The organism is Streptomyces sp. Y20, from assembly GCF_043195475.1.
Classification (GTDB): Bacteria; Actinomycetota; Actinomycetes; order Streptomycetales; family Streptomycetaceae; genus Streptomyces.
This window is the reverse complement of the sequence record NZ_JBIDDP010000001.1, coordinates 124,253-146,262: the sequence shown is the minus strand read 5'-3', so window position 1 is coordinate 146,262 and position 22,010 is coordinate 124,253. Positions and strand designations below refer to the sequence as shown.

18 protein-coding genes and 1 pseudogene are annotated in these 22,010 nt (G+C 73.5%); 8 read left to right on the top strand and 11 right to left on the bottom strand.

The window, feature by feature from the left end; translation table 11 throughout:
• Positions 1 to 155 precede the first annotated feature (155 nt).
• On the bottom strand, positions 156 to 992 hold the full coding sequence (locus ACGFT1_RS00670) for a ribonuclease BN (protein WP_373906835.1): 837 nt from the start codon (positions 990 to 992) through the stop codon (positions 156 to 158).
• Between the two features lie 285 nt (positions 993 to 1,277).
• On the opposite strand from ACGFT1_RS00670, the gene ACGFT1_RS00665 reads away from it, so the two are divergent.
• Positions 1,278 to 1,919, top strand: a complete 642-nt coding sequence (locus tag ACGFT1_RS00665; protein WP_373906834.1) for a carbonic anhydrase — start codon at positions 1,278 to 1,280, stop codon at positions 1,917 to 1,919.
• A gap of 252 nt (positions 1,920 to 2,171) precedes the next feature.
• Here ACGFT1_RS00665 and glpK read toward each other — a convergent pair whose 3' ends face one another.
• Together glpK and ACGFT1_RS00655 are read right to left on the bottom strand one after the other, a co-directional pair.
• Positions 2,172 to 3,686: a glycerol kinase GlpK gene (glpK, locus tag ACGFT1_RS00660; protein ID WP_373906833.1), complete on the bottom strand. Its 1,515-nt coding sequence runs from the start codon at positions 3,684 to 3,686 to the stop codon at positions 2,172 to 2,174.
• 44 nt (positions 3,687 to 3,730) lie between these two features.
• Entirely contained in the window at positions 3,731 to 4,498 is a 768-nt protein-coding gene (locus ACGFT1_RS00655) for an IclR family transcriptional regulator (protein ID WP_373906832.1), read from the bottom strand.
• 181 nt (positions 4,499 to 4,679) lie between these two features.
• On the opposite strand from ACGFT1_RS00655, the gene ACGFT1_RS00650 reads away from it, so the two are divergent.
• The 4 genes from ACGFT1_RS00650 to ACGFT1_RS00635 all read left to right on the top strand — a co-directional run bounded on the left by ACGFT1_RS00650 (position 4,680) and on the right by ACGFT1_RS00635 (position 8,117).
• Entirely contained in the window at positions 4,680 to 5,105 is a 426-nt protein-coding gene (locus ACGFT1_RS00650; protein WP_373906831.1) for an ATP-binding protein, read from the top strand.
• 542 nt (positions 5,106 to 5,647) lie between these two features.
• The gene (locus ACGFT1_RS00645; protein ID WP_373906830.1) at positions 5,648 to 6,052 is read left to right on the top strand and encodes a hypothetical protein; all 405 of its coding nucleotides are present in this window, start codon (positions 5,648 to 5,650) and stop codon (positions 6,050 to 6,052) included.
• Positions 6,049 to 6,519: a peroxiredoxin gene (locus ACGFT1_RS00640; RefSeq protein ID WP_373906829.1), complete on the top strand. Its 471-nt coding sequence runs from the start codon at positions 6,049 to 6,051 to the stop codon at positions 6,517 to 6,519. The genes ACGFT1_RS00645 and ACGFT1_RS00640 overlap by 4 nt, the downstream gene beginning before the upstream one ends.
• 344 nt (positions 6,520 to 6,863) lie before the next feature.
• Complete coding sequence (locus ACGFT1_RS00635) at positions 6,864 to 8,117, top strand: MFS transporter (RefSeq protein WP_373906828.1); 1,254 nt, start codon at positions 6,864 to 6,866, stop codon at positions 8,115 to 8,117.
• A 24-nt stretch (positions 8,118 to 8,141) separates the two neighbouring features.
• On the opposite strand, the pseudogene ACGFT1_RS00630 reads toward ACGFT1_RS00635, so the two are convergent.
• A pseudogene (locus ACGFT1_RS00630) lies at positions 8,142 to 8,736 on the bottom strand (DNA polymerase ligase N-terminal domain-containing protein).
• A gap of 186 nt (positions 8,737 to 8,922) precedes the next feature.
• On the opposite strand from ACGFT1_RS00630, the gene ACGFT1_RS00625 reads away from it, so the two are divergent.
• On the top strand, positions 8,923 to 9,984 hold the full coding sequence (locus ACGFT1_RS00625) for a TauD/TfdA dioxygenase family protein (RefSeq protein ID WP_373906827.1): 1,062 nt from the start codon (positions 8,923 to 8,925) through the stop codon (positions 9,982 to 9,984).
• A 1-nt stretch (position 9,985) separates the two neighbouring features.
• Here ACGFT1_RS00625 and ACGFT1_RS00620 read toward each other — a convergent pair whose 3' ends face one another.
• Both ACGFT1_RS00620 and ACGFT1_RS00615 read right to left on the bottom strand, forming a co-directional pair.
• Positions 9,986 to 11,017, bottom strand: coding sequence for an LLM class flavin-dependent oxidoreductase (locus ACGFT1_RS00620; RefSeq protein ID WP_373906826.1), 1,032 nt, complete (start codon positions 11,015 to 11,017; stop codon positions 9,986 to 9,988).
• Positions 11,018 to 11,084: 67 nt separating this feature from the next.
• Positions 11,085 to 12,596, bottom strand: coding sequence for a metallophosphoesterase (locus tag ACGFT1_RS00615; protein ID WP_373906825.1), 1,512 nt, complete (start codon positions 12,594 to 12,596; stop codon positions 11,085 to 11,087).
• Between the two features lie 119 nt (positions 12,597 to 12,715).
• Here ACGFT1_RS00615 and ACGFT1_RS00610 point away from each other — a divergent pair, with 119 nt between their 5' ends.
• Both ACGFT1_RS00610 and ACGFT1_RS00605 read left to right on the top strand, forming a co-directional pair.
• Positions 12,716 to 13,531 (top strand): SAM-dependent methyltransferase, encoded by an 816-nt coding sequence (locus ACGFT1_RS00610; protein ID WP_373906824.1) that lies wholly within the window; start codon positions 12,716 to 12,718, stop codon positions 13,529 to 13,531.
• Positions 13,532 to 13,829: 298 nt separating this feature from the next.
• The gene (locus ACGFT1_RS00605) at positions 13,830 to 16,229 is read left to right on the top strand and encodes a M4 family metallopeptidase (protein WP_373906823.1); all 2,400 of its coding nucleotides are present in this window, start codon (positions 13,830 to 13,832) and stop codon (positions 16,227 to 16,229) included.
• A 57-nt stretch (positions 16,230 to 16,286) separates the two neighbouring features.
• Here ACGFT1_RS00605 and ACGFT1_RS00600 read toward each other — a convergent pair whose 3' ends face one another.
• The 5 genes from ACGFT1_RS00600 to ACGFT1_RS00580 form a co-directional block, all read right to left on the bottom strand.
• A complete protein-coding gene (locus ACGFT1_RS00600) occupies positions 16,287 to 17,486 on the bottom strand; it encodes a glycoside hydrolase family 64 protein (RefSeq protein WP_373906822.1) in 1,200 nt (399 codons plus the stop codon).
• Positions 17,487 to 17,634: 148 nt separating this feature from the next.
• The gene (locus tag ACGFT1_RS00595; protein ID WP_373906821.1) at positions 17,635 to 18,390 is read right to left on the bottom strand and encodes a dienelactone hydrolase family protein; all 756 of its coding nucleotides are present in this window, start codon (positions 18,388 to 18,390) and stop codon (positions 17,635 to 17,637) included.
• A 252-nt stretch (positions 18,391 to 18,642) separates the two neighbouring features.
• A complete protein-coding gene (locus ACGFT1_RS00590; RefSeq protein ID WP_373906820.1) occupies positions 18,643 to 19,263 on the bottom strand; it encodes an L-threonylcarbamoyladenylate synthase in 621 nt (206 codons plus the stop codon).
• 425 nt (positions 19,264 to 19,688) lie between these two features.
• Complete coding sequence (locus ACGFT1_RS00585) at positions 19,689 to 20,924, bottom strand: serine hydrolase domain-containing protein (protein WP_373906819.1); 1,236 nt, start codon at positions 20,922 to 20,924, stop codon at positions 19,689 to 19,691.
• A 450-nt stretch (positions 20,925 to 21,374) separates the two neighbouring features.
• Entirely contained in the window at positions 21,375 to 21,842 is a 468-nt protein-coding gene (locus tag ACGFT1_RS00580; RefSeq protein ID WP_373906818.1) for a hypothetical protein, read from the bottom strand.
• Positions 21,843 to 22,010 lie beyond the last annotated feature (168 nt).

The window sequence follows — 22,010 nt, the reverse complement described above, 5'->3', positions numbered from 1 at the left end:
ACCCGCCCGGGGCGCTTCCACGCCGACGATCAGTCCCAGGATGCAGAGCGGCCGACCTGACGCGGACGCCGCGGCTGCCGTCCGGTCGGGCCGCCGCAGTACGGGCCGCGCGGACGGCTGACGGCACACCCGCCCCGGTTCGGACGTCCACGCTGTCAGTGCTGCGAGCGGGTGGCGCGACGGCTGGCGAGCTCCTGCCCGACGACGGCACCGAGGTGGATGACCACGCCCACGGCCACCAGCCAGGAAAGGATGACCATGGCGACGCCCACAGGGCCGTACTTCTGATTGTTGGCGACGATGGTTGCGGAGAAGTAGCGGGAGGAGAACCACCCGAGGCCGGTCCAGGCGATACCGGTGGCCGAAGCCGCGGGCAGGAGGAAGCGCCATGCGACCGCTCCGGTGAGCAGCAGTCGCATGGTCCCCCACCAGAACAACAGCGCCAGGACGAATCCGGACAGGATGCTCAGCCGCGATCCGAACACCGCGCCGGTCGCGGCCCGGGCCGCGCTGTAGGCGACCAGCGCCGCCAGCCAGGCGAGCTGAGCCGCGAGGTCCCGCCACCAGCGTGGTGGCACGCCGAAGAGGAGCTGATACCAGCCCTGCAGGGTGCCGGCTACGGCGACCGCCCCCGCGACCATCAGCAGAGCGCTCACCAACGTGAGGGTGACCGAACCGGGACCGGGTTTGAACAGGCCGGCCACGGCCCGGGCCGCCTGCTCGTCCAGGCCGAGCCATCCCGCCATGACCTTGGCCGCGTCCTGGCCGAACGCACCGGTGACAAGGATCAGGAACGGGAAGAAGCAAAGGAACGCGAGCGAAGCCAGCTGGAAGGAGTGGCCGAAGAAGTCCGCCGCGCTGAGGCTCCCCCACAACCGTCCCACCGCGGTTGCGCCCAGGCGCCTGCCCGCCGCCCGCCACGTGTCGTCCAGCCCGGTCCGGCACAGGCCCGTGCGGCGGCCTTCACCGGGTGCTCTCCTCCGAATGCGCACATCAGCCAGTACACCTTGCCGGACGGCCGGTGTCGCGCAGGCTCGGGCCCGCACCGGCGCCGGCGGTATCCGTCCGGGCCCGCGGCGCGAGCATCCCTCGGCGCGTTCCCACCGCTCGGAACCTACGGCGCGCAGTGCACGAGGCGCACAACGTACCCGGCCGGTACCACTGTCGTGCGCACTGCCACGTCGCCCGAAAGCGTGGCCCGAAAGCGTGGCCCGGACCGGCGAGCTCTGGCGGGCCCGGGCCGTGTGACGGCTGGGGCCGGGTCCTAGGCTGGGGCCATGAGCGAGATCAAGAACCCGACGCCCCGCGACGCCTTCGAGCTGCTGCTGGCCGGTAACCAGCGTTTCGTGGCGGGCATCCCCGAGCACCCGAACCAGGACGCCACCCGGCGCGCCGAGATCGCACCCTCCCAGCAGCCCTTCGCCGTGCTGTTCGGGTGCTCCGACTCCCGCCTGGCCGCCGAGATCATCTTCGACCGCGGCCTGGGCGACCTCTTCGTGGTGCGCACCGCGGGCCAGGTCCTGGGCCCGGAGGTGCTGGGCAGTATCGAGTACGGGGTGGACATCCTGGGCTGCCCGCTGGTCGTGGTCCTCGGTCACGACTCGTGCGGCGCGGTCGGCGCCGCGTGCGCCGCCCTGGAGAACGGTGTGACACCGGCCGGGTACATCCGGGACGTCGTCGAGCGGGTCACCCCGAGCGTGCTGGCAGCGCGCGCCGCCGGACAGGTCGAGCCCGAGGAGATCCTCGCCGAGCACGTGAGGCGCACCGTCGACCTGCTGCTGGAGCGCTCCCGGGTCCTGGCCGACGAGGTCGCCGCCGGCCGGGCCGCCGTGGTCGGTCTGTGCTACCGCCTGGCTGACGGCAGTGCACAGCTCGTCGCGTCCCGCGGTCTCGATGCGACGGACCCCGCCGCGTCCTGACCGCCCCGGGAAGTGGCTGCTCGGGTCGTGCAGGCCGTGCGGCCGACGGCCGATGCGGCGCGTCACCCGGTCGATGGCATCTCGTTCGGCGTGGGCGTGGCGCACGACGGCGCGCCCCCTACGGCCCGACCACCCGGCGCACGTATCTCCCAGGCCCGGTCCGGCAGCCCGCGCGGACAAGGCTGCGGTGATCGCCGGCGAGGGAGGGGGCCCGGCCCCGCGCGCCGGCCGGGGAGGAGCGGGCCCCCGGGGTCAGGAGGGGTGCGGCGGTCTGACCCAGTCCAGGGACCGTTCGACGGCCCGCCGCCAGTTGTCGTACTCCGACTCCCGGTGCCCGGGATCCATGCCGGGCAGCCACTGGGCGGCACGGTGCCAGTTGCGGCGCAGCACCTCCAGGTCGGACCAGTAACCGGCGGCGAGCCCGGCCGCGTAGGCGGCGCCGAGGGACACCGTCTCGGCGACCATGGGCCGTACCACGGGCACGTCGAGCACGTCGGCGACGAACTGCATCAGCAGGTTGTCCGCGGTCATGCCCCCGTCCACCTTCAGCTCCCGCAGGGGCAGGGCGGAGTCGGCGTTCATGGCGTCGACCACCTCCCGTGTCTGCCATCCGGTGGCCTCCAGGACGGCGCGCGCCAGATGCCCCTTGGTGATGTACGAGGTGAGCCCGACGACGACCCCGCGCGCGTCGCTGCGCCAGCGGGGCGCGAAGAGACCCGAGAAGGCGGGGACGATGTAGCAGCCGCCGTTGTCCTCGACCGTTCGCGCGAGGGTCTCGATCTCCGCGGCGCTGCTGATCAGGCCCAGGCGGTCACGGAACCACTGCACGAGTGCGCCCGTGACGGCTATCGACCCCTCCAGGGCGTACGCCGGCGGCTGGGCGCCGATCCGGTAGGCGACGGTGGTGAGCAGCCCGTGCCGCGAGCGCACGGGGTCCCCGCCGGTGTTGAGCAGCAGGAAGCCGCCCGTTCCATAGGTGCACTTGGCCTCGCCCGGGGAGAAGCAGGTCTGGCCGAACAGGGCGGCCTGCTGGTCCCCGAGGGCGGCCGTGATGCGGATGCCCGGCAGCACCGAGCGGGCCTCGCCGTACGCCTCCACCGACGACCTGATCTCGGGCAGCATCGGGCGCGGCACCCCGAAGAAGTCCAGCAGCTCCTCGTCCCAGGCGAGGGTGCGGATGTTCATCAGCATCGTGCGGCTGGCGTTGGTCGCGTCCGTGAGGTGCAGCCCGCTGCCGGCGCCTCCGGTGAGGTTCCAGATCAGCCAGCTCTCCATCGTCCCGAACAGCACCTCGCCGTCCCTGGCGCGCTGTTCGACGCCCTTCACGTGGTCGAACAGCCAGCGGATCCGCAGCGCCGAGAAGTACGTCGAGGGCGGCACGCCGCAGCGGTCCAGGAAGAACGCCTCTCCGGGATGCTTCCTGAGGTCCTCGACGAGCGGCCCCGTGCGGGTGTCCTGCCAGACGATCGCCCGGCACAGCGGGGCACCGGTCCGCCGGTCCCAGAGCAGCGTGGTCTCGCGCTGGTTGGCCACGCCGAGCGCGGCGACCCGGTCCGCCTCCACACCGGCGTCGGACAGGGCCTCGGGCACGACGCGGCGCAGGTTCTGCCATATCTCCACGGCGTCGTGCTCCACCCAGCCCGGCCGGGGGAAGTGCTGCTGGTGCTCCCGCTGCGCGACCGAGACCAGCCGCCCACGGTGGTCGAACAGGATGCACCGGGTCGAGTTCGTGCCCTGATCGATGGACATCACATACCGTTCAGCCATGATCGGGTCTGCCTTCCGACGGATCGAGGGGCGGCTGTCCTGGGCTACCAGCGGGCGGCTCCCAGGTCCCTGGAGATCGCCCGCGCGGCTTCGCGGATCAAGGTGACCAGGCCCGGGCGGGGACGGCCCTGGCCGTCGCAGATCCGCTCGACCGGCCCGGAGAGCCCGACGGCGCCGACGACGAGCCCGCCGTGCCCCCGGATCGGCGCGGCGAGCCCGGCCTCGCCCATGCTCATCTCCTGGATCTCGGCCGCCCAGCCCGACTCCCTGACCGCGGCCAGCGCCCGGGCCAGCTGATCGGGGTCGACGAGGGTGTGCCGGGTGTAGGCCTCCAGGCCCGCTTCCCGGCACGGCTCGACGGCGGCGGTCCCGTAGGCCAGCAGCACCTTGCCGAGCGAGGAGGCGTGCAGGGGCAGCAGCGAGCCCACGTCGAGGGTCTGGAAGGTGTCGTCCGGCCGGAACACGTGGTGGACGACGAGGACGCTGCCCTCCAGGGGCGTCCCCAGGCGCACCGCCTCGCCGCTGCGGGCGGCCAGGGCGTCGGCCCAGTTGAGGGAGCGCGAGCGCAGCTCGTTGACGTCCAGGTAGCTGGTGCCCAGGTGCAGCAGGGCGGCTCCCAGCTGGTACTTCCCGGTCGCCGCGTCCTGCTCCACGAAGTCCACGTGCTGGAGTGTGCGCAGGATGCCGTGCGCGGTGCCCTTCGCCAGGCCGAGCGAGGCCGCCACCTCGCCGAGTCCGAGTCGGCGGGGCCCACCGGCGAGCAGGCGCAGGATCGCCGCCGCCCGCTCGATCGACTGGACTGGGCCGGCCATGAGGCGAGCCTATTACCGCCACGGACGCTTCGCCGGGCGGGCGCCGGGGTCGCCGGGGAGGGGGGCTGTTCGGTAATGCCGACCGCCGTTCATTGACGGGTCCGATTTGTCTCCATAGCGTGCCTTGGAGCACGGAACGCGCCGGACGGCCCCGGACCGGCAGCACACCACCGGAGGAAACATGGCGGCACAGCTCAACACGCTGCTTCGGGCGGCATGCGAACACGTGTGTCCGCTGCCGCCCGTCGCCGGCGCGGTCTCGGCCGTACGCCGGCGGGTGGCGGCGGTCCTCGCCGAGTGGAGCGTCTGCCCGGACATCGTCGAGGACTCGCTGCTCGTGGTGTCCGAGCTCGTCACCAACGCGGTCATCCACGCCCGGCCGCCGGCCGAACTGCGGCTGTCCTGGCTCTGGGGCGACGCCGGCCGCACCCTGCGGGTCGAGGTCACCGACGCGGGGCCCGCGCTGCCGGCGGGCTGCTCCCTCCCCGGGACCGACCCGGACGAGCACGGCCGGGGCGAGGCCATCGTCCACGCCCTGGCGACCCGGCACGGCATACGGGTCCACCGCGCCGGGATCACTCGCTGGGCCGAACTCGTCGTTGCATGAGACCGCCGCCGCGATCGCGGCGGTACGGAGACCGTCGCGGCCCCGGACGCCGCCTCGCGGCTCTGAGATGCGCCTCGCGGCCTGAGCTGCCGCCGCTGCCTGAGCAGCACGGAAACCCTCGCGGCCCGGGATGCCGCCGCGATTTCGGCAGTACGGAGACGGTCGCGGCCCGCGACGCCGCCCCGAGGCCGGAGACGCCGCCCCGAGGCCCGGGACGCCACCGCCCCGGCAGTACGGAGAGCGTCGCGGCCCGGACGCCACCGCTGGGCAGTACGGAGAGCGTCGCGGTCCGAGACACCGCCCCCGCTGCCCCGGCCGTACGCAGACCGGCTCGTCCGCGGTTCGCCGGCGGAGCAGGAGCAGGGCCGCGTCGTCGTGCGGCCGCCCGCCCACATGCGCGAGCGGTTCGCCGAGGAGCGCGGTGGGCGTGCGTGCCGGCTGCTCGGACACGTGCCCGGGCCGCGCCTTCGGCCGCTGGACGGCGCGCGACGGGTGGCCTACCGTCCAGTAATATCCGGCGGCAGGCCACCAGAGGAGAAACCGTGTCCCGGTCCGAACGCTCACCCCTGCTGCTCGCCGGCCTCCTGGCCGTGTCCGGGGTCGCCCACTTCGCCGCCCCACGGCGGTTCGACGGGACGATTCCCCGCCGGCTGCCGGGCTCGCCCCGGATGTGGACGTACGGCAGCGGCGCGATCGAGCTGGCCCTGGCGGCCGGCATCGCGGCCCCCAGGACGCGCGCCGCGGCGGCCAGGGCGGCAGCGGCCTTCTTCGTCGGTGTGTTCCCGGCCAACGTCCAGCTGGCCGTCGACTCGCGCGACCGGCCCGCCCCCCGGCGGACCGCCGCCCTCGCCCGGCTCCCGCTCCAGGCGCCCCTGGTGCTGTGGGCCCGCAAGGTGGCCCGCGGCGCGGCGGACGGGAACGGACGCACCGGGGAGGGGCAGCGGTGACCCAGCGCCCCCTGGCGGTCGGGGACAGGGCCGAGGACTTCGCCCTGCCCGACGAGACCGGGACCGTCCGCCGGCTCAGCGAGCTGCTGGCCGGCGGACCGGTCGTCCTCTTCTTCTATCCCGCCGCCCTCACCCCCGGCTGCACCGCCGAGGCCTGCCACTTCCGCGACCTCGCCGCCGAGTTCGCCGCCGTCGGCGCCCGAGCCGTCGGCATCAGCGGGGACGGCGTCGACGAACAGCGGGAGTTCACCGGCCGGCACCGCCTCGGCATGCCGCTGCTCTCCGACACCGACGGCACGGTCCGTGAGCGGTTCGGCGTCCGGCGCGGCTTCTCCCTGGCCCCGACCAAGCGCGTCACCTTCGTCATCGACGCGGACCGTACCGTCCTCGACGTCGTCCGCAGCGAACTGCGCATGAACACCCACGCCGACCGGGCCCTCGCGGCCCTGCGCGCCCGCAAGGGCTGAACCGGCTCCCGCGCAGGGGCGCCGGGGGAGGAGCGGTGACCCACCGGCCGGCTTCCGGGCGCGCGAGTGCGCGGGGGGCCGGCCGCGCAGTTCCCCGCGCCCGCTCCGGGGCATCCGGCCCCGGACCGGGCGGTGGCACACCGCCCCGGTGGGCTGGTAGCCGGGCGCCGGCACCCGAGCCGGCGGACAGGGTGTGCGCGGTGCCGTCGGCGCGCCGCGCGGTACGCACGGGAAGCCTTCTGGAGCGCAGGGCGGGAAGCCGCTGCCACCGTGAACGTAAGCTCGCGGTACGCCGGTCGGGCCCGCGGCCGTCGATCGGGCCACCGCTCCGCCCGAGGGAGACCATGAAGACCGCCGCCGACGCACCGACGATCCCCGGCACGCCGTGGCGGACCGCGCCCTTCCGGCGGTTCGCGTCGGCCCAGCTCGTCTCCGCCACCGGGACCGCGATGGCCCCGCTCGCCCTGGCCTACTCCGTCATCGAGCAGGGCGGCGGAGCGGGCTCCCTCGCGCTGGTCCTCGCCACGAACACCGTCCCGACCATCGTCTTCCTCGTCGCGGGCGGCCTCTTCGCGGACCGCCTGTCCCGCAGCCGCATCCTCTTCCTCGGCAATCTGCTCGCGGCGGGCGCCCAGGGCGCGCTGGCCGTCACCGTGGCCACCGGACACGCGACGACGACGTCGATCGCCGCGTGCGGCTTCCTCTCCGGCACCGCGGCGTCCTTCACCGTCCCGGCCGCCCAGGGCGCCGTCGCCCAGATCGTGGCCCCCGAACACCTCCAGCGCGCCAACGCGCTGCTCCGGCTGCCGGGCAACGGGGTCAGGGTGCTGGCCCCGGTCGCCGGCGGTCTCGTCGTGGCGGCCACGGGCGCGGCCTGGGCCCTGGCCTGGGACGCGGCCACGTACGCCGTCGCGGCCTTCCTGCTCCTCGGTCTGCGCCTGGGCGCTCCCGCGACCCCCCGCGGCGGCGTCCTGGCCGACCTGCGCGCGGGCTGGTCCGGTTTCCGGTCGCGCACCTGGCTGTGGACCTACACGGCCGCCGGCACCGTGCTCGTCGCGGCCTGGCTCGCCGGTTTCCAGCTCCTCGGTCCCCTCGTCGCCGCCCGGGACTACGGCGGAGCCCGCGACTGGGGTCTCGTCCAGGCGGCCTTCGCCTGCGGGCTGCTGGCCGGCACGCTCGTCTGCCTGCGCTGGACACCGGCACGGCTGCTCACCGTGGCGGTCGCGGCGAGCGGCGCCCTCGCCCTCCCGCTCGCCGCCATGGGCGCGGGCGCACCGCTGATCCTCGTGCTGCCCGCCGCCGCGCTCGCCGGGATCGGGCTCGACATCGCGATCGTCGCCTGGACCACCGCCTTCCAGCGGCACGTGCCACCGGCCGAGCAGGGGCGCATGAGCGCCTTCAACGGGGTCGGCGAGCGCCTCGCCGTCCCGCTGGGCTACCTCGTCACCGCCCTCGCCGCGCGCGCCTGGGACACCAGGGGCGTGCTGCTGGCCTGCGCCGGCATGATCGCCGCGGTGGCCCTGCTCAACCTCTGCGTCCCCGACGTCCACCGCGTGGACCGGCGCCCCGGGCACGACGAACCCGCCGTCACCGGGTGACCGGGCCTTCCGGCAGCCCGGCCGTCACCGCTCGCCGGCGGCGGCCGCGACCTGGGCCGGCGTCCGTCCCGTGCGCACCGAGCGGGCCCGCCGGGGATCCGGGCGTGCCGTGCGCGTCCGGGCGGCCCGGGCCCTTGCGCAGCAGCAGCCGCGCCTCCTCCCCGTCCGCGCCGCCGCGGAAGCGGGTCAGGGCGTACGCGCCGCGCAGCGTGGCGCCGCGCAGCCGGAAGGTGGCGTGCCCGCGCTCCACGGACTCCGCGAAGTCCACCGGGCGGCCCCGGCGGTCGGGGCTCAGCGGCTCGTACGGCCCCCGGTCCCGCACGATCACGGTCCCGCCGCCGTACTCGCCCTTCGGGATGACGCCCTCGAAGTCCTCGTACGCCGGCGGACGGTCCTCCAAGGGCACCGCGAGCCGCTTGTCCCCGGGGTCGTCCGACGGGCCCTTGCGCACGGACCAGGGCTTCAGGACGTCGCCGGCCTGGAGCCGGCAGCCGAGGTGCATCCGGCGGGCGTCGTGGATCCGCACCGCGAACCGGGGCCCGGCGCCGCCGCCGGGGGCCGACCGGCCCGACGGCTCGCGGGTCCGCTCCGAGTCCCGTCCGCCGCGGTACGTCCGCAGCCGGTCCTCCGCTGCCGCCTGCGGCTCCTTCCGCGCGTCCGCCTCACGCGCCCGGGTACCCCCGCGACGGCCGGTTCGGCCGACGGCGCCGTCCGGCGGGAGCGGGACGCGGGGAAGGCTCGCGGTGCGCGGGCCCCGGTGCCAGGATCGGAGCGGAGCCGGTACCGGACGAGCATCGGAGCGCGCATGACGACGCACGGGGTCACAACGGGGCAGCCGGAGCGGGACGAGGACGCGCGGGGACGGCCGCGCGCTCACGGGACGGCGGCGGGTGCCCGTGCCGTGGTGGCGGCCCCCGGTGAGGACATCACGGTGCGCGGGGTGGAGGTCCGGCCCGTGGCCGGGCACATCGGTGCCGAGATCGCCGGTGTCGACCTCACCGGGCCCCTCGACGACGCCGTGGTGACCCTGGTCCGGCAGGCCCTGCTGCGCTGGAAGGTGGTGTTCTTCCGGGACCAGCACCTGGACCACGCCGGCCATGTCGCCTTCGCCCGCCGCTTCGGCGAACCCGTCGCCCCCGTCCGGCGGGGCGGTGCCTCACCGGCCGGCTTCACCGAGGTGGAGACCACGGCGGACCGGCTGGAACTGGGCGGACGCTTCGGCATGGAGCACGAGGAGTGGCTGCGGCGCCGCCGGCACACCCTGCTGCGCGGCTGGCACTGCGACCACGGCGCCCGGATCGACCCGCCGGCCGCGACCGTCCTGCGCGCCGAGACCGTCCCGCCCTACGGCGGCGACACCACCTGGGCCAATCTCGCCGCCGCCTACGCCGGACTGTCCGCGCCGGTCCGCGCCTTCGTGGACGGGCTGCGCGCCGAGCACCGGCTCGGCGTCGGCTACCAGCCCCGGCCGGGCGACGACGCGTACGTCCGGCACCTGCTCGACCACCAGGTCGCCTCCGTGCACCCGCTCGTGCGGGTGCACCCGGAGACGGGGGAGCGGGTGCTGTTCGTCAACGGCTACTACGTGGAGCAGATCGCCGGCGTCTCCCGGCCGGAGAGCGCCGCGCTGCTGGAGATGTTGCTGGAGCAGGCGGTGCGCCCCGAGTACACCGTCCGCTTCCGCTGGGAGCCGGGCAGCGTCGCCTTCTGGGACAACCGGGCCACGATCCACCTCGCCCCGGGTGACAACGCCCACCTCGGCGCCCCCCGGATCATGCACCGGGTGATGCTCGCCGGAGACGTGCCGGTGGGCGTGGACGGCCGGCCGTCGGAGCCGGTCACCGGCCCGGCGGTGGGGCAGTGGTGAGTCAGCGGGCGGGCCGCCACCCCAGTGCCGGCCCCAGCTTCGTCGCCATGTCCGTCAGGATCTGCACATAGTCCTCGTGCCCGAAGGTGAACGGCAGCGCGAACGCCACCTCGTCGACCTCGCGGAACGCGGCGTGGGCGTGCAGCCGTTCGGCCAGCTCCGCCGAGGTGCCGACCAGGTCCGGCGCGAACAGCAGCCGCGCCGGGCCCTGCGGGGAGGCCGTGCGGGGCAGCCGCCGGGCCGCGTACTCGGCGTACCGGGCGCGCTGCCCGGGGCTCGCGGAGTCGGTCGGGATCACCACCAGCCCCTGGGAGACGCGGGCCGCGTCCCCGTCGGGATGATGGGCCCGGAACTCCCGGATGTGGGACAGCTGAGTCCCGGCGAAGTCCGGTGGCCCGCCCGCGCTGTCCTCGGCCTTGACGACGCTGCTGGTCAGCAGGTTCATGGCGTGCTCGCCCGCCCAGCGGGCCGAGCCGAGGCTGCCGGCGCCGTACCACAGCCGCCGCCCGAGGCCGGGGGAGTGCGGCTGGACCACGGAGGAGAACACCTCGAAGCCCTCCTCCCCGCGGAAGCCGGTGGCGGGCTCGCCGCGCACCAGGTCCAGCAGCCGGCGTACGCGCTCGTGCCCGAAGTCCTCCGCGTCGGCGGTGTCCGGATAGAGGGCGCCCCTGACCTCGTCGAAGTGCTGGGGCGGGCCCACGCTGACCCCCGGGTTGAGCCGGCCGCCGGACAGCACGTCGACGGTCGCCAGGTCCTCGGCGAGCCGCAGCGGGTTCTCCCAGCCGAGCGGTGTCACCGCCGTGCCGAGTTCGATGCGGCGGGTGCGCTGGGAAGCGGCGGCGAGGACGGCGACCGGGGACGAGATGCCGTACTGGAGATGGCGGTGGCGGACCCAGGCGCTGTCGAAACCGAGCCGCTCACCCAGCTGGATGATCTCCAGGGTGGACTCGTGGCCGCGGCCGGGGTCCGCCGCGTCGAACAGGCCGATGGTGAGGAAGCCCAGCCTGCGCAGGGGGCGAGGGGCGGACGGCACGGGCTCCTCCAGCGGTCGTACGTCGGTACGGGCTCGATTCTGGCAGGTGAGTGTGACAACCGTGTGATCAGTTCGGCGGGCCGGGGAGCGGGATCACGACCTCGTCCTCGACGGGCGGGTCGAGTTCCTGGAGGAGGTTGCCGGTCGCGGCGAAACAGCGCAGCCGGACCGCCCCGGGCTCGACGTCCAGCCGCAGGAAGCACTTGAAGAACGGGGGGCTGTAGGTGGTGGAGGACGGCGAGAACAGCTGGGTGTAGATCTTGCGCACCGGAAGCCGCAACCGGGCTCCGTCCGGCCGGCGGCCGGCGCCGAGCAGGCTCGCGACCAGCCGGGTGCGGCGGGTGATCCGGGCGCCGGGTTCCGGCGTACGGCCCGGCTCGATGCCCAGCCGCTCGGCGACCACGGCCGTCGCCTCGGCCGCCGTCAGCCCGAAGAGGCGGGGCAGCCGCAGCCGGCGGCCGTACAGCCGGCTGTAGAAGGCCAGCGAGTCGCCGCGCAGCGGATAGCAGCGGAAGTCGCGCTCGGTGACACCGCCGACCGACACCCGGGGAATGGTGTGCGTGGCGTGCATGAACGCCCCGCCGCCGCCCGCGACCACGTACTGGACGGTGCGGCCGTCCACCTCGACCGGGTACCGCTGGTAGTTGTGGATGTCACCGCCGATAGCCGCCACGTAGTGGTGCTCCGGGTCCCGGACGATGTCGTCCACCGTGCCGCCGCCCTCGACGGGGCACGGGTGGTGCTCGCCGTCGACGTACAGCGGCGACCCGGTGACGAGAATCTTCGGCCGGGGCCCGAGGGACATCTTCCGCAGCCAGGCGCCCTGTTCGGCGTCGACACTGCCCAGCAGCCCGGTGTCGATGCCGACGATCCGCACCGGTCCCGCGTCGATCGCCCAGTACGGCCCCGGCTGTACGGCCTGTTGCTCCGGGGCCGACCGCAGCCGCCGCGCCTCGGCGAGCCGTTGCTCGTCGGCGGGGCGTGCCCGGTGCCACAGCAGCGAACGCCACCAGGCGCGGGTCAGCGGGCGGGGCCGGGGCTCCGGGGGGAGGGGCGGGGTGTCGGCGCAGAAGACGCGCATGAAGGCGCCGAGGTCCTCGTACCAGTCGTGGTTCCCCGGTATCGCGTAGATCGGCGCGGGATAGTCCCGGTAGGGCCGGAAGAACTTGCGGCCGTAGTCGTCGGCGCTGCCGACGGGATAGACGACGTCGCTGGCGATGACGGCGAACTCCGTGTCCCGCGCCACCTTCAGGAAGCCCGGCACCACCGCGTACTGGGAGTCGCCGCCCTCCCCGGTGTCCCCGATCACCATGAAGGAGAACCGGTCCGGCACGTCCCGCCGGATCAGTTTGTCGGCGGGCGCGCCGGCCGCCGCCCGCCGGGCCACCCAGCGGCTGCGGGTACGGCCCGTGGGGTCACCGAACCAGGACGCCAGCACGCCGTTGCGGGCGGCCCACAGGATCCGGGGGTCCAGCCACGACAGTTTCTCGGCGCGGGCCGGCATCAGCCACCGGTACGTGCCGCGTTCGGCGGCGCCCCAGCCGGCGCCCTGTGCGGTATCGCGTGAGGAGTCGGACACGCGGTGCACGGTAACAACCAGGGTCCCCGGAATCCCGGACCGGCGGGTCAGGGACCAGCAGGAGCACGTAAGTTGTGCCGTGAATGATCCATGCCTCGCCTGAAAGACGGACCCGACCCATGACCGACCCTGTGACGACGCCCGAAGAATCCATGCGCCAGAAGATCGACACGTCGGTGCCGCACTCGGCCCGCATCTGGAACTACTGGCTCGGCGGCAAGGACAACTATCCCGTCGACGAGGAGGCCGGCGACGCGTACACAGCCGTCTTCCCGGGCATCGTCACCATCGCCCGCAGCAGCCGTGCCTTCCTGCGCCGTACCATCACATATCTGGTGTCCGAGGCGGGCATCCGGCAGTTCCTGGACGTCGGCACCGGCCTGCCGACCGCCCAGAACACCCACGAGGTCGCGCAGGGCCTGGCCCCCGAGGCGCGGATCGTCTACGTCGACAACGACCCGATGGTCCTCGCCCACGCCCGCGCGCTGCTGTACTCCTCCCGCGAGGGCGCGACCGCCTACATCGACGCGGACGTGGCGGACCCGGACCGCATCCTCGAGGCCGCCGCCCGGACGCTGGACCTCGGCCGGCCCACCGCGCTCATCCTCAGCAACATCCTGGGACACGTCGCCGACCACGACCGGGCCCGCTCCATCGTGACCCGGCTCATGGACGCCCTGCCGCCGGGCAGTCACCTCGTCGTCAACGACGGCTCGCGCGGCATCGACCCGGTCTTCGAGGAGGCGCAGGACGCCTACAACGACAGCGGGGCCGTCCCGTACAACCTGCGCACCGTCGACGAGATCACCGCGTACTTCGACGGCCTGGAACTGATCGAGCCCGGCGTCGTCCCGGTGACGCAGTGGCGCCCGGAGCCCGGCGCGCCCACGCCCGAAGTGGTCGCCGAACACGGCGGACTGGCCCGCAAGCGGTAACTCCCGCGCACGCACCGGCCGGTGCCCCCTCTTGCCCGCCGGGAGGGGGTGACGGCCGTGCGCGGGGTGTCTCGACTCCGGTTGCCAGGCGGTTGCGGGCGGACAGGGGGAAAACCCTCGATTGACCCGCCGTTGGGTGACATGGTCCGGTCAGGGCTGTCATTCTCCCTGCGAACGCTGATCCACCCCACCCGTACACGGATCACGGTCCCGCACAGCTCAGCTCGCCCGGGCGGCAGACCCGTCCGCCCGGTCTGTCATCGGCCGTTCACCGGCGGCCGCAGCAGTAGGAGTACGAGTGAGACCCCACAGAGCCCTTCCCCACAAGCGGGCCACGGTCGGAGCCGCCCTGGTCTCCACCGCGGCCTTCCTCGCCGTCGGTCTCCAGGCCGTACCGGCCACCGCCGCACCGGCCGCTCCCCACCCCAGCCCCCTGCGCGGCGGCGGCCTGGCAGCCGGCCTCAGCCCGGCCCAGCACCAGGCGCTGATCAAGAGCGCCCGGCAGAGCACCGGCACGATCGCCCGCACCCTCGGGCTCGGCGCCCAGGAGAAGCTGGTCGTCCGGGACGTCGTCAAGGACAACGACGGCACCGTGCACACGCGGTACGAGCGCACGTACGCCGGACTCCCCGTCCTCGGCGGCGACCTCGTCGTGCACACCCCGCCCGCCTCGAAGGCCGCGGGAACCGTGAGCACCACCTTCAACAACAAGCGCACGATACGGGTGCGCTCCACCACCGCGACCTACACCAAGGCCGCCGCGGAGACCAAGGCGCTGAAGGCCGCGAAGGCCCTGGACGCCAAGAAGCCCGCCGCCGACAGCGCCCGCAAGGTGATCTGGGCGGGCACCGGCACCCCGAAGCTCGCCTGGGAGACGGTGATCGGCGGCTTCCAGGACGACGGCACGCCCAGCCGGCTGCACGTCATCACCGACGCCACCACCGGCAAGGAGCTGCACCGGTTCCAGGCCGTCGACACCGGCGTCGGCAAGACCCGGTACAGCGGCCAGGTGACGCTGACCACGACCCAGTCGGGCTCGAACTACACGTTGACCGACGGGACCCGCGGGGGTCACAAGACGTACAACCTGAACCACGGCACCTCGGGCACCGGAACGCTGTTCTCGCAGACCAGCGACACCTGGGGCGACGGCACCAACTCCAACGCCGCCACCGCGGGCGCCGACGCGCACTACGGCGCGCAGGAGACCTGGGACTTCTACAAGAACACCTTCGGCCGCAGCGGCATCCGCAACGACGGCGTCGGCGCGTACTCCCGCGTCCACTACGGCAACGCGTACGTCAACGCGTTCTGGGACGACGGCTGCTTCTGCATGACCTACGGCGACGGCACGGGCAACAACGACCCGCTGACCTCGCTGGACGTGGCCGGCCACGAGATGAGCCACGGCGTCACGTCCAACACCGCCGGCCTGGAGTACAGCGGTGAGTCGGGCGGCCTGAACGAGGCCACCTCCGACATCTTCGGCACCGGCGTGGAGTTCTACGCGAACAACACGTCCGACCCCGGTGACTACCTCATCGGCGAGAAGATCGACATCAACGGCGACGGCTCGCCGCTGCGCTACATGGACAAGCCCAGCAAGGACGGCGGCTCGGCCGACAGCTGGTACTCCGGCGTCGGCAACCTGGACGTGCACTACTCCTCGGGCCCGGCGAACCACATGTTCTACCTGCTGTCCGAGGGCAGCGGCACCAAGGTCATCAACGGTGTGACCTACAACAGCCCGACCTCCGACGGGGTCGCCGTCACCGGCATCGGCCGCGACGCCGCGCTGAAGATCTGGTACAAGGCGCTGACGACGTACATGACGTCCAGCACCGACTACGCCGGCGCCCGCACCGCCGCCCTGAACGCCGCCGCCGCGCTGTACGGCACCAACTCCACGCAGTACGCGGGAGTGGGCAACGCCTTCGCCGGCATCAACGTCGGCAGCCACATCAACCCGCCGAGCAGCGGCGTGACGGTCACCAACCCGGGCAGCCAGTCGACCACCGTCGGCACGGCCGTCAGCCTCCAGATCCAGGCGAGCAGCACCAACAGCGGCGCGCTGTCCTACAGCGCCTCCGGTCTGCCGGCCGGCCTGTCGGTCAACAGCTCGACCGGTCTGATCTCCGGCACGCCCACCACGGCGGGGACGTACAGCACCACCGTCACGGTGACCGACTCCACCGGCGCGACCGGCACCACCACCTTCGGCTGGACGGTCAGCTCGACCGGCGGCGGCTGCGGTTCGGCCCAGTTGCTGAGCAACCCCGGTTTCGAGTCCGGCAGCACCGGCTGGACCTCCACCAGCGGCGTCATCACCACCGACAGCGGTGAGGCGGCCCACGGCGGCTCCTACAAGGCCTGGCTGAACGGCTACGGCTCCACGCACACCGACTCGCTGTCCCAGTCGGTGACGATCCCCGCGGGCTGCAAGGCGACCCTGACCTTCTACCTGCACATCGACACCGCGGAGACCGGCACCACCGCGTACGACAAGCTGACGGTGACCGCCGGTTCGAAGACCCTCGCGACCTACTCGAACGCCAACGCGGCCTCCGGCTACAGCCAGAAGTCCTTCGACCTGTCCTCGCTGGCGGGCTCGACCGCCACGCTGAAGTTCAACGGCGTGGAGGACGCCTCCCTCCAGACCAGCTTCGTCGTGGACGACACGGCCCTGACGACCGGCTGATCCCGCGCACGACCGCGGTCCCGCACCCGCTCCCCGGGTGCGGGACCGCCGTCATGTTCAGCTCAGCGGGTCCAGCGTGAGATACGCCTGCTGCGGGCTGCCGTCGTGCACCAGTGACTCCTGGTTGCCGACGTCGTCGAAGGCGAAGGCGTAGGCCTTGCCGTCGGCCATCTGCGCGTGGATCTTGCGCGCGTAGTGGTTGGTCACCGCGTCCTGGTAGAAGTTCGCCGTCGTCGTGTCCGGCTGGTTCGAATTCACCAGCAGGGTCGAGCGGTTGAAACCGGCGCACAGGGTACGGGAGATGGGGCCGCGCACGTTGTCGTTCGGTGCGTCCAGCAGCTTGTGGCAGCCGAAGATGCTGGAGGCGTCCGGTTTCTGGAAGCTGGTGACCACCGCGCCGGCGGAGTTGGTGAAGTTCATGACGCCGCCCGAGACCCGGCCGTAGTACTTGGTGTCCGGGTCGTTGGCGAACGGCGTCACCGTCAGGGTCGACGTCGCGTACTTCTGCCAGACCCGGTTGACGTAGTCGTCCATCACGTTCGCCGGCAGGGCGCCGGTCTCCACGCCGTACAGCGGGGACAGCGCGCGCAGCACGGTGCCGTCGGAGCGCGTCTGGATCAGGTTGGCCCAGCCGCCCGGCTGTCCGCGCAGCGCGTCGAAGAACCCGGTCCAGCCACCGGACTTCAGGTGCCCGGTGCTGCTCACACCGCCGTCGGCCCGCTGCACCCCGACCGCGTACGGCGCCGAGAACATGTCCACCTGGGTGCTGTTGAGCCACAGACCGGAGTCGTTGAGCGTGTACTCCGACCAGTTGAAGAGGATGTTCCGATTGGGGTCGGAGGGGTTCTGCACGGCCGGCTGCACCAGCCCGCCGGTGGTGAGCCGGAAGTCGAGCTTCTGGCCGTACGAGAAGTAGATCCGGCCGGAGAACTTCGGGACGCGGATCGTCGTGGACTGTCCGGCGGCCGGGCCGGGTATGGCGGCGTCCGGCGCGGGGATCGGCGGATTGCCGCCGGCCGGCCAGGCGTGGAACGTGCCGTTCGCGTCGGCCCAGCCCTGCCGCCCGGAGGACAGCTGGGTGCCGAGGTCGTAGACGTAGACCTGGTCGGAACGGCCCGAGTTGTTGGTGATCTTCAGCGGGATGGTGTCCGGGACGGCGGCGTCGGCGCGGACCGGTGCGCCGAACGTGAGGACTCCGCCGATCAGCGCCGCGGCTGCGGCCAGGGGCAGGGCGGGACGCGTGAGCCTGTGAGGCACTCTCCACCTCCGTGTGGGGTCGGGGTCGTACGGTCTGGTCCGTACCTGTTGTGAGAGCGCTCTCAGATTCAGGCCAGGATGCGTGCATGTCAATGTTCCGGACCAGATCGGTCCGGCGCCCGCCGGTCCGCGGGCGCCTCACCCCGCGTCAGAAGGTGCGTTCTAGCAGGCCGAGCAGAGCCGCCCAGTGCCGTTCGTCGGCCTCCCGGTCGTAGGCGGGTGTGTCGGCCTGCGTGAAACCGTGGTGCGCGCCGGCGTAGACCTCGCACGTGTGCCGTACCCCGGCGGCCGTCAGGGCCTCCTCGAAGCGCGCCACCTGCTCCGGGGGCAGCGACGGGTCGTCGTCGGCGTGCCCGAAGTACAGCTCCGCGGTGATGCCCGGCGCCTCCAGGTGCGGGCTGCCCGGGTCGTCGGTGGCCAGGCGGCCACCGTGGAAGCCCGCCACCGCCGCGACCCGGTCCGGGTGGGCGCCCGCCGTCCACAGGGCGAGCCGGGCGCCCATGCAGTAGCCGGTCACCGCGACCGGGCCGTCGGCCGCCGCCGGACTGCCGGCCAGCCACCGCAGATAGGCGCCCGCGTCCCGCTTGACCAGGTCGGGTGTCAGGCCGGCCAGCATCGGGCCGAGCCGCTCCCAGATGGTGGGGTCGGCGGCCGGGTCGATGAACGCGGGCAGCTCCAGCACCGGGGCCCGGCCGAGGCGGTGGAAGACGTTCGGCACGAGCACCGTGTAGCCGGCGGCGGCGAGCCGTTCGGCCATCGACCGCAGGTGCGGGCGCAGCCCGTAGGCGTCCTGGTAGAGAAGCACGGCCGGGCGGGGGTCCCCGTCGGCCGGCTGGACGAGGCAGGCGTCGGCGACACCGTCCTCGGTGGTGATGTCGACGCTGGTCGCCCGGACATCGGTCACGATGAGAAGCCCTTCCCTCGGGGACGGACGCGGGCGGTTCCCTGCCCGGCGCCACGACTGATCCCATGCTGCCACGCAAGATCGGCGAGCCGAGCCGCGAGAGCGGCGCCCGGCCGCGGTCAGGGCCGGGGACCGGCTACCGGGCGGGCCCGGCCCAGCGGTCGGCCACCGGGGCGGGCGCGGCTCCGCCGTCGTGTGTCGCTGCGGCGGTGGGAGGCAGGGCGACGGCCGCGTACGCGGGCTCCCGCGCGTTCACTCGAAGCGGCTCGGGTCGCCGGCTCCCCGGCGGACGATCTCCGCCTCCCCGCCCGAGAAGTCGACCACCGTCGTCGGCTCGGTGCCGCACTCCCCGGAGTCGACCACCGCGTCCACCACGTGGTCGAGCCGGTCCTTGATCTCCCAGCCCTGGGTCAGCGGCTCCTCCTCGTCCGGCAGCAGCAGGGTGCTGGACAGCAGCGGCTCGTCCAGCTCCGCCAGCAGCGCCTGGGTGACCACATGGTCGGGGATGCGCACGCCCACGGTCTTCTTCTTCGGGTGCAGCAGCTTGCGCGGCACCTCGCGGGTGGCCGGCAGGATGAACGTGTAGCTGCCGGGCGTCGACGCCTTCACGGCCCGGAACACGTCGTTGTCCACCCGGACGAACTGGCCGAGCTGCGCGAAGTCCCGGCACATCAGCGTGAAGTGGTGCCGGTCGTCCAGCCGGCGGATGGAGCGGATCCGGTCCATGCCGTCCCGGCTGCCGAGTTGGCAGCCGAGCGCGTAGCAGGAGTCGGTCGGATATGCGATGAGCGCCCCCGAACGGACCGCGTCGGCGACCTGGCCGATGCTGCGCGTCTGCGGATTGTCGGGGTGCACGTCGAAGTACTTCGCCATTCGACGAGCTTATTCCGTCGGTGGACGCCCTGCGCGCAGGGGCGGTGCCCCGTCGGCACCCGCCTGGAGCCGCGGACCCGTTCGGCACAGGTACGGCGTCATACCTGTCGTGGCGGCGTCCCCGGACCCGGCGCGCCCCGGTAGGGCAGACGATGCCCTCGGGTCGGCCCTCTGCGCCCTCGACGCACTGACGCACCGGCTCCCCCCCGCCGCCCACCGCCCCGCGGACCCCTACGGCCCCGCCGCCCCGAGTCCGAAATCGATGTGCGTACTTTCCGGGAGCCGGGGCAGACGAGGGAGGACCGCCCGAGGACGTCCCCCCGCCCCGGGCGTGGCGTCTCCGCCGGCGGCCTATCCCCCCCAGGCCGCCGGCGGAGCCATGTCCGGTGTACCGCCCGTCCTTCGGTCACCTGCGGCTGCGCGCCTCACCTGGCCGCCGGCTCGGCCGGCAGGTCGAACACGTGCCGGGGGGAGACGATCCGTGTGACCGCCTGACCGAACAGCGTGGCGGGTTCGTCGTTGCCGTGGGCGATGTCGGTGTTGAGGACGATCACCAGCGTCGTGCGCGTCGACGGGAGGTAGACGGTCAGCGACTCGTAGCCGGGCAGGGAGCCGTTGTGGCCGATCCAGCCCTGCACGTCGAAGATGCCCAGCCCGTACCCGGCGCCCGGGATCGAGGTCGCCGGGGTGATGAGGCGCTGCCTCTGCGTGGCGGCGCCGACCATCCGCTTCCCGTCGGGCAGTCGGCCGGTGGCCACGGTGGGCGCCCAGATGCGCAGATCGTCCAGGGTCGAGATCATCGCCCCGGCCGCCCAGCCCCAGGACGGGTCCCAGCCGGCGCTGTCCGCGGTCTTCCCGTCCGCCGTCTGGTCGGTGTAGCCCTGCGGGTGCGGCGCGGGGAACTCGTTGCCGGCGGGGAAGAGGGTGTGCGTCATGCCGGCCGGACCGAGAATGTGCCGCTGGATGTAGTCACCGAGGCGCTGCCCGCTCTTCTGCTCCACGACCAGGCCGAGCAGGATCAGGTTGGTGTTGCTGTAGGAGAACTTCTCGCCCGGCTGGAAGAGCACCGGGTGCTTGAAGGAGTAGGCGAGCAACTGCCGGGGCGTGAAGGGGCGCCGGGGGTCGCTGGTGAGCGCCTTGAAGAAGGCGTCGTCCTCCGAGTAGTTGAACAGCCCGCTGCGCATGCCGGCCAGCTGGCGCAAGGTGATCTTGTCGCCGTTGGGCACGCCGGCGATGTACCTGCCGATGGGGTCGTCCAGGCCGAGCTCGCCCCGGTCCACGAGCTGGAGCAGGGCGGTCACGGTGAACGTCTTCGTCTCGCTGCCGATGCGCGTGTACATGTCCGGGGTCATCCGGCGGCCGGTCGACTTGTCGGCGACGCCGAACGAGCGGACGTAACCGGCCTGTCCCGGCGTCCAGATGCCCACGCTCACGCCGGGGGTGCCGGTCTCGCGCCTCACCCGCCGTACGGCCGCGTCGACCTGGCGTGCCACGTCGGGGGTGAGGGCGCGGACATCCGGACCCGAGGGGCCGGGCGTGTCCGAGGTGGACGCGGCAGGTACGGCGGCCGGTGCCGTCCCCGCGGCGAACGGTACGAACAGCGTTCCCGCGAGCGCGGCGGCGGTGGCCCCCCTGCGCAGGCGTGCGGACGAAGGCGACATGGGCTGACTCCAACCACGTGACCGACGCGTGAGAAGCGACCTGAGCGAGACGTCCGAGCCCGGATCTCCCCAGCATAGGAGCGCCTTGGGCACCGCGCGCGCCGGCCGGACCCGTCCCGTACGCACGCGGCGGGCCCGGAGCCGACGGGCGGGAATGCCGGTCGGCCGGGCCTGCTCCCGTACGCACGCGGCGGGCTGGAGAAGACGGGCGGGAACGCCGGCCGGCCGGGCCTCCTCCCGTACGCACGCGGCGGGCCGGAGAAGACGGGCGAAGCCGCCTGCCGGGCCGGGTGGACAGCAGCCGGGAGCCGGTCTGCGCCGGGCTCGTCGCGCGGTGGCGGGCGCAGAGGCGGACCGTCCCCGCCGAGCCCGAGGCGCTGTGGACGGCGCTCTTCGGCCCAGCCGTCCCCTCCCGGCGCGGGCCCGGCCGGGCGTGATCCGCTGGATCCGCTACCGTCCGCACAGGGGCGCCAGGACGGCCAGGGTGCCGTTGGCCTGCCGCAGCGCGTCCTCCAGGGCACCGGGCGCGTGGAGGGTGCCGGTGCCGTCGGGTGGTACGAGCCACTCCAGATAGCGGGCGGGCCGGTACGGCGGCGGCACGGCCACCCACGTCCCCTTGCTCGCGTACCGCAGTCCGGCGCCGACCCAGCCCCCGGTCGGATCCGGCGGCAGCAGGAAGCCGACCCGCCCGGCCGCGGTGTCCACCAGGGTCGGCCCCGGCACCGGCAGCGCGGGCCGCCACAGCAGGTCCAGGGTGAGCAGGCCCAGCCGGTCGGGGACGCTCAGCAAGTCCCAGAAGCGGCCCGCCTCCAGCAGGGCGATGCCCTCGCCGTGATCCCACTCCCATTTGCAGCCGCGCGGGTCGGCCGCCGCCGCGGCCAGCCACTCCACGCCCCGCGTCCACATCGTGTGCGTCATGCGCTGCTCCGGGTCTCCTCGCCCGCCTGCCTGAGCGCAGGGAGCAACCGTGACCGGGCCCTGCGCGTGTCCGTACGCCCACCCGGCACCTGCATGGTTGTAGATACTTCTACGGCGCGGAAGGGGTGGCGAACCGTGGCGTTTGAGCCGGGGCGTTCGAACTCCGCT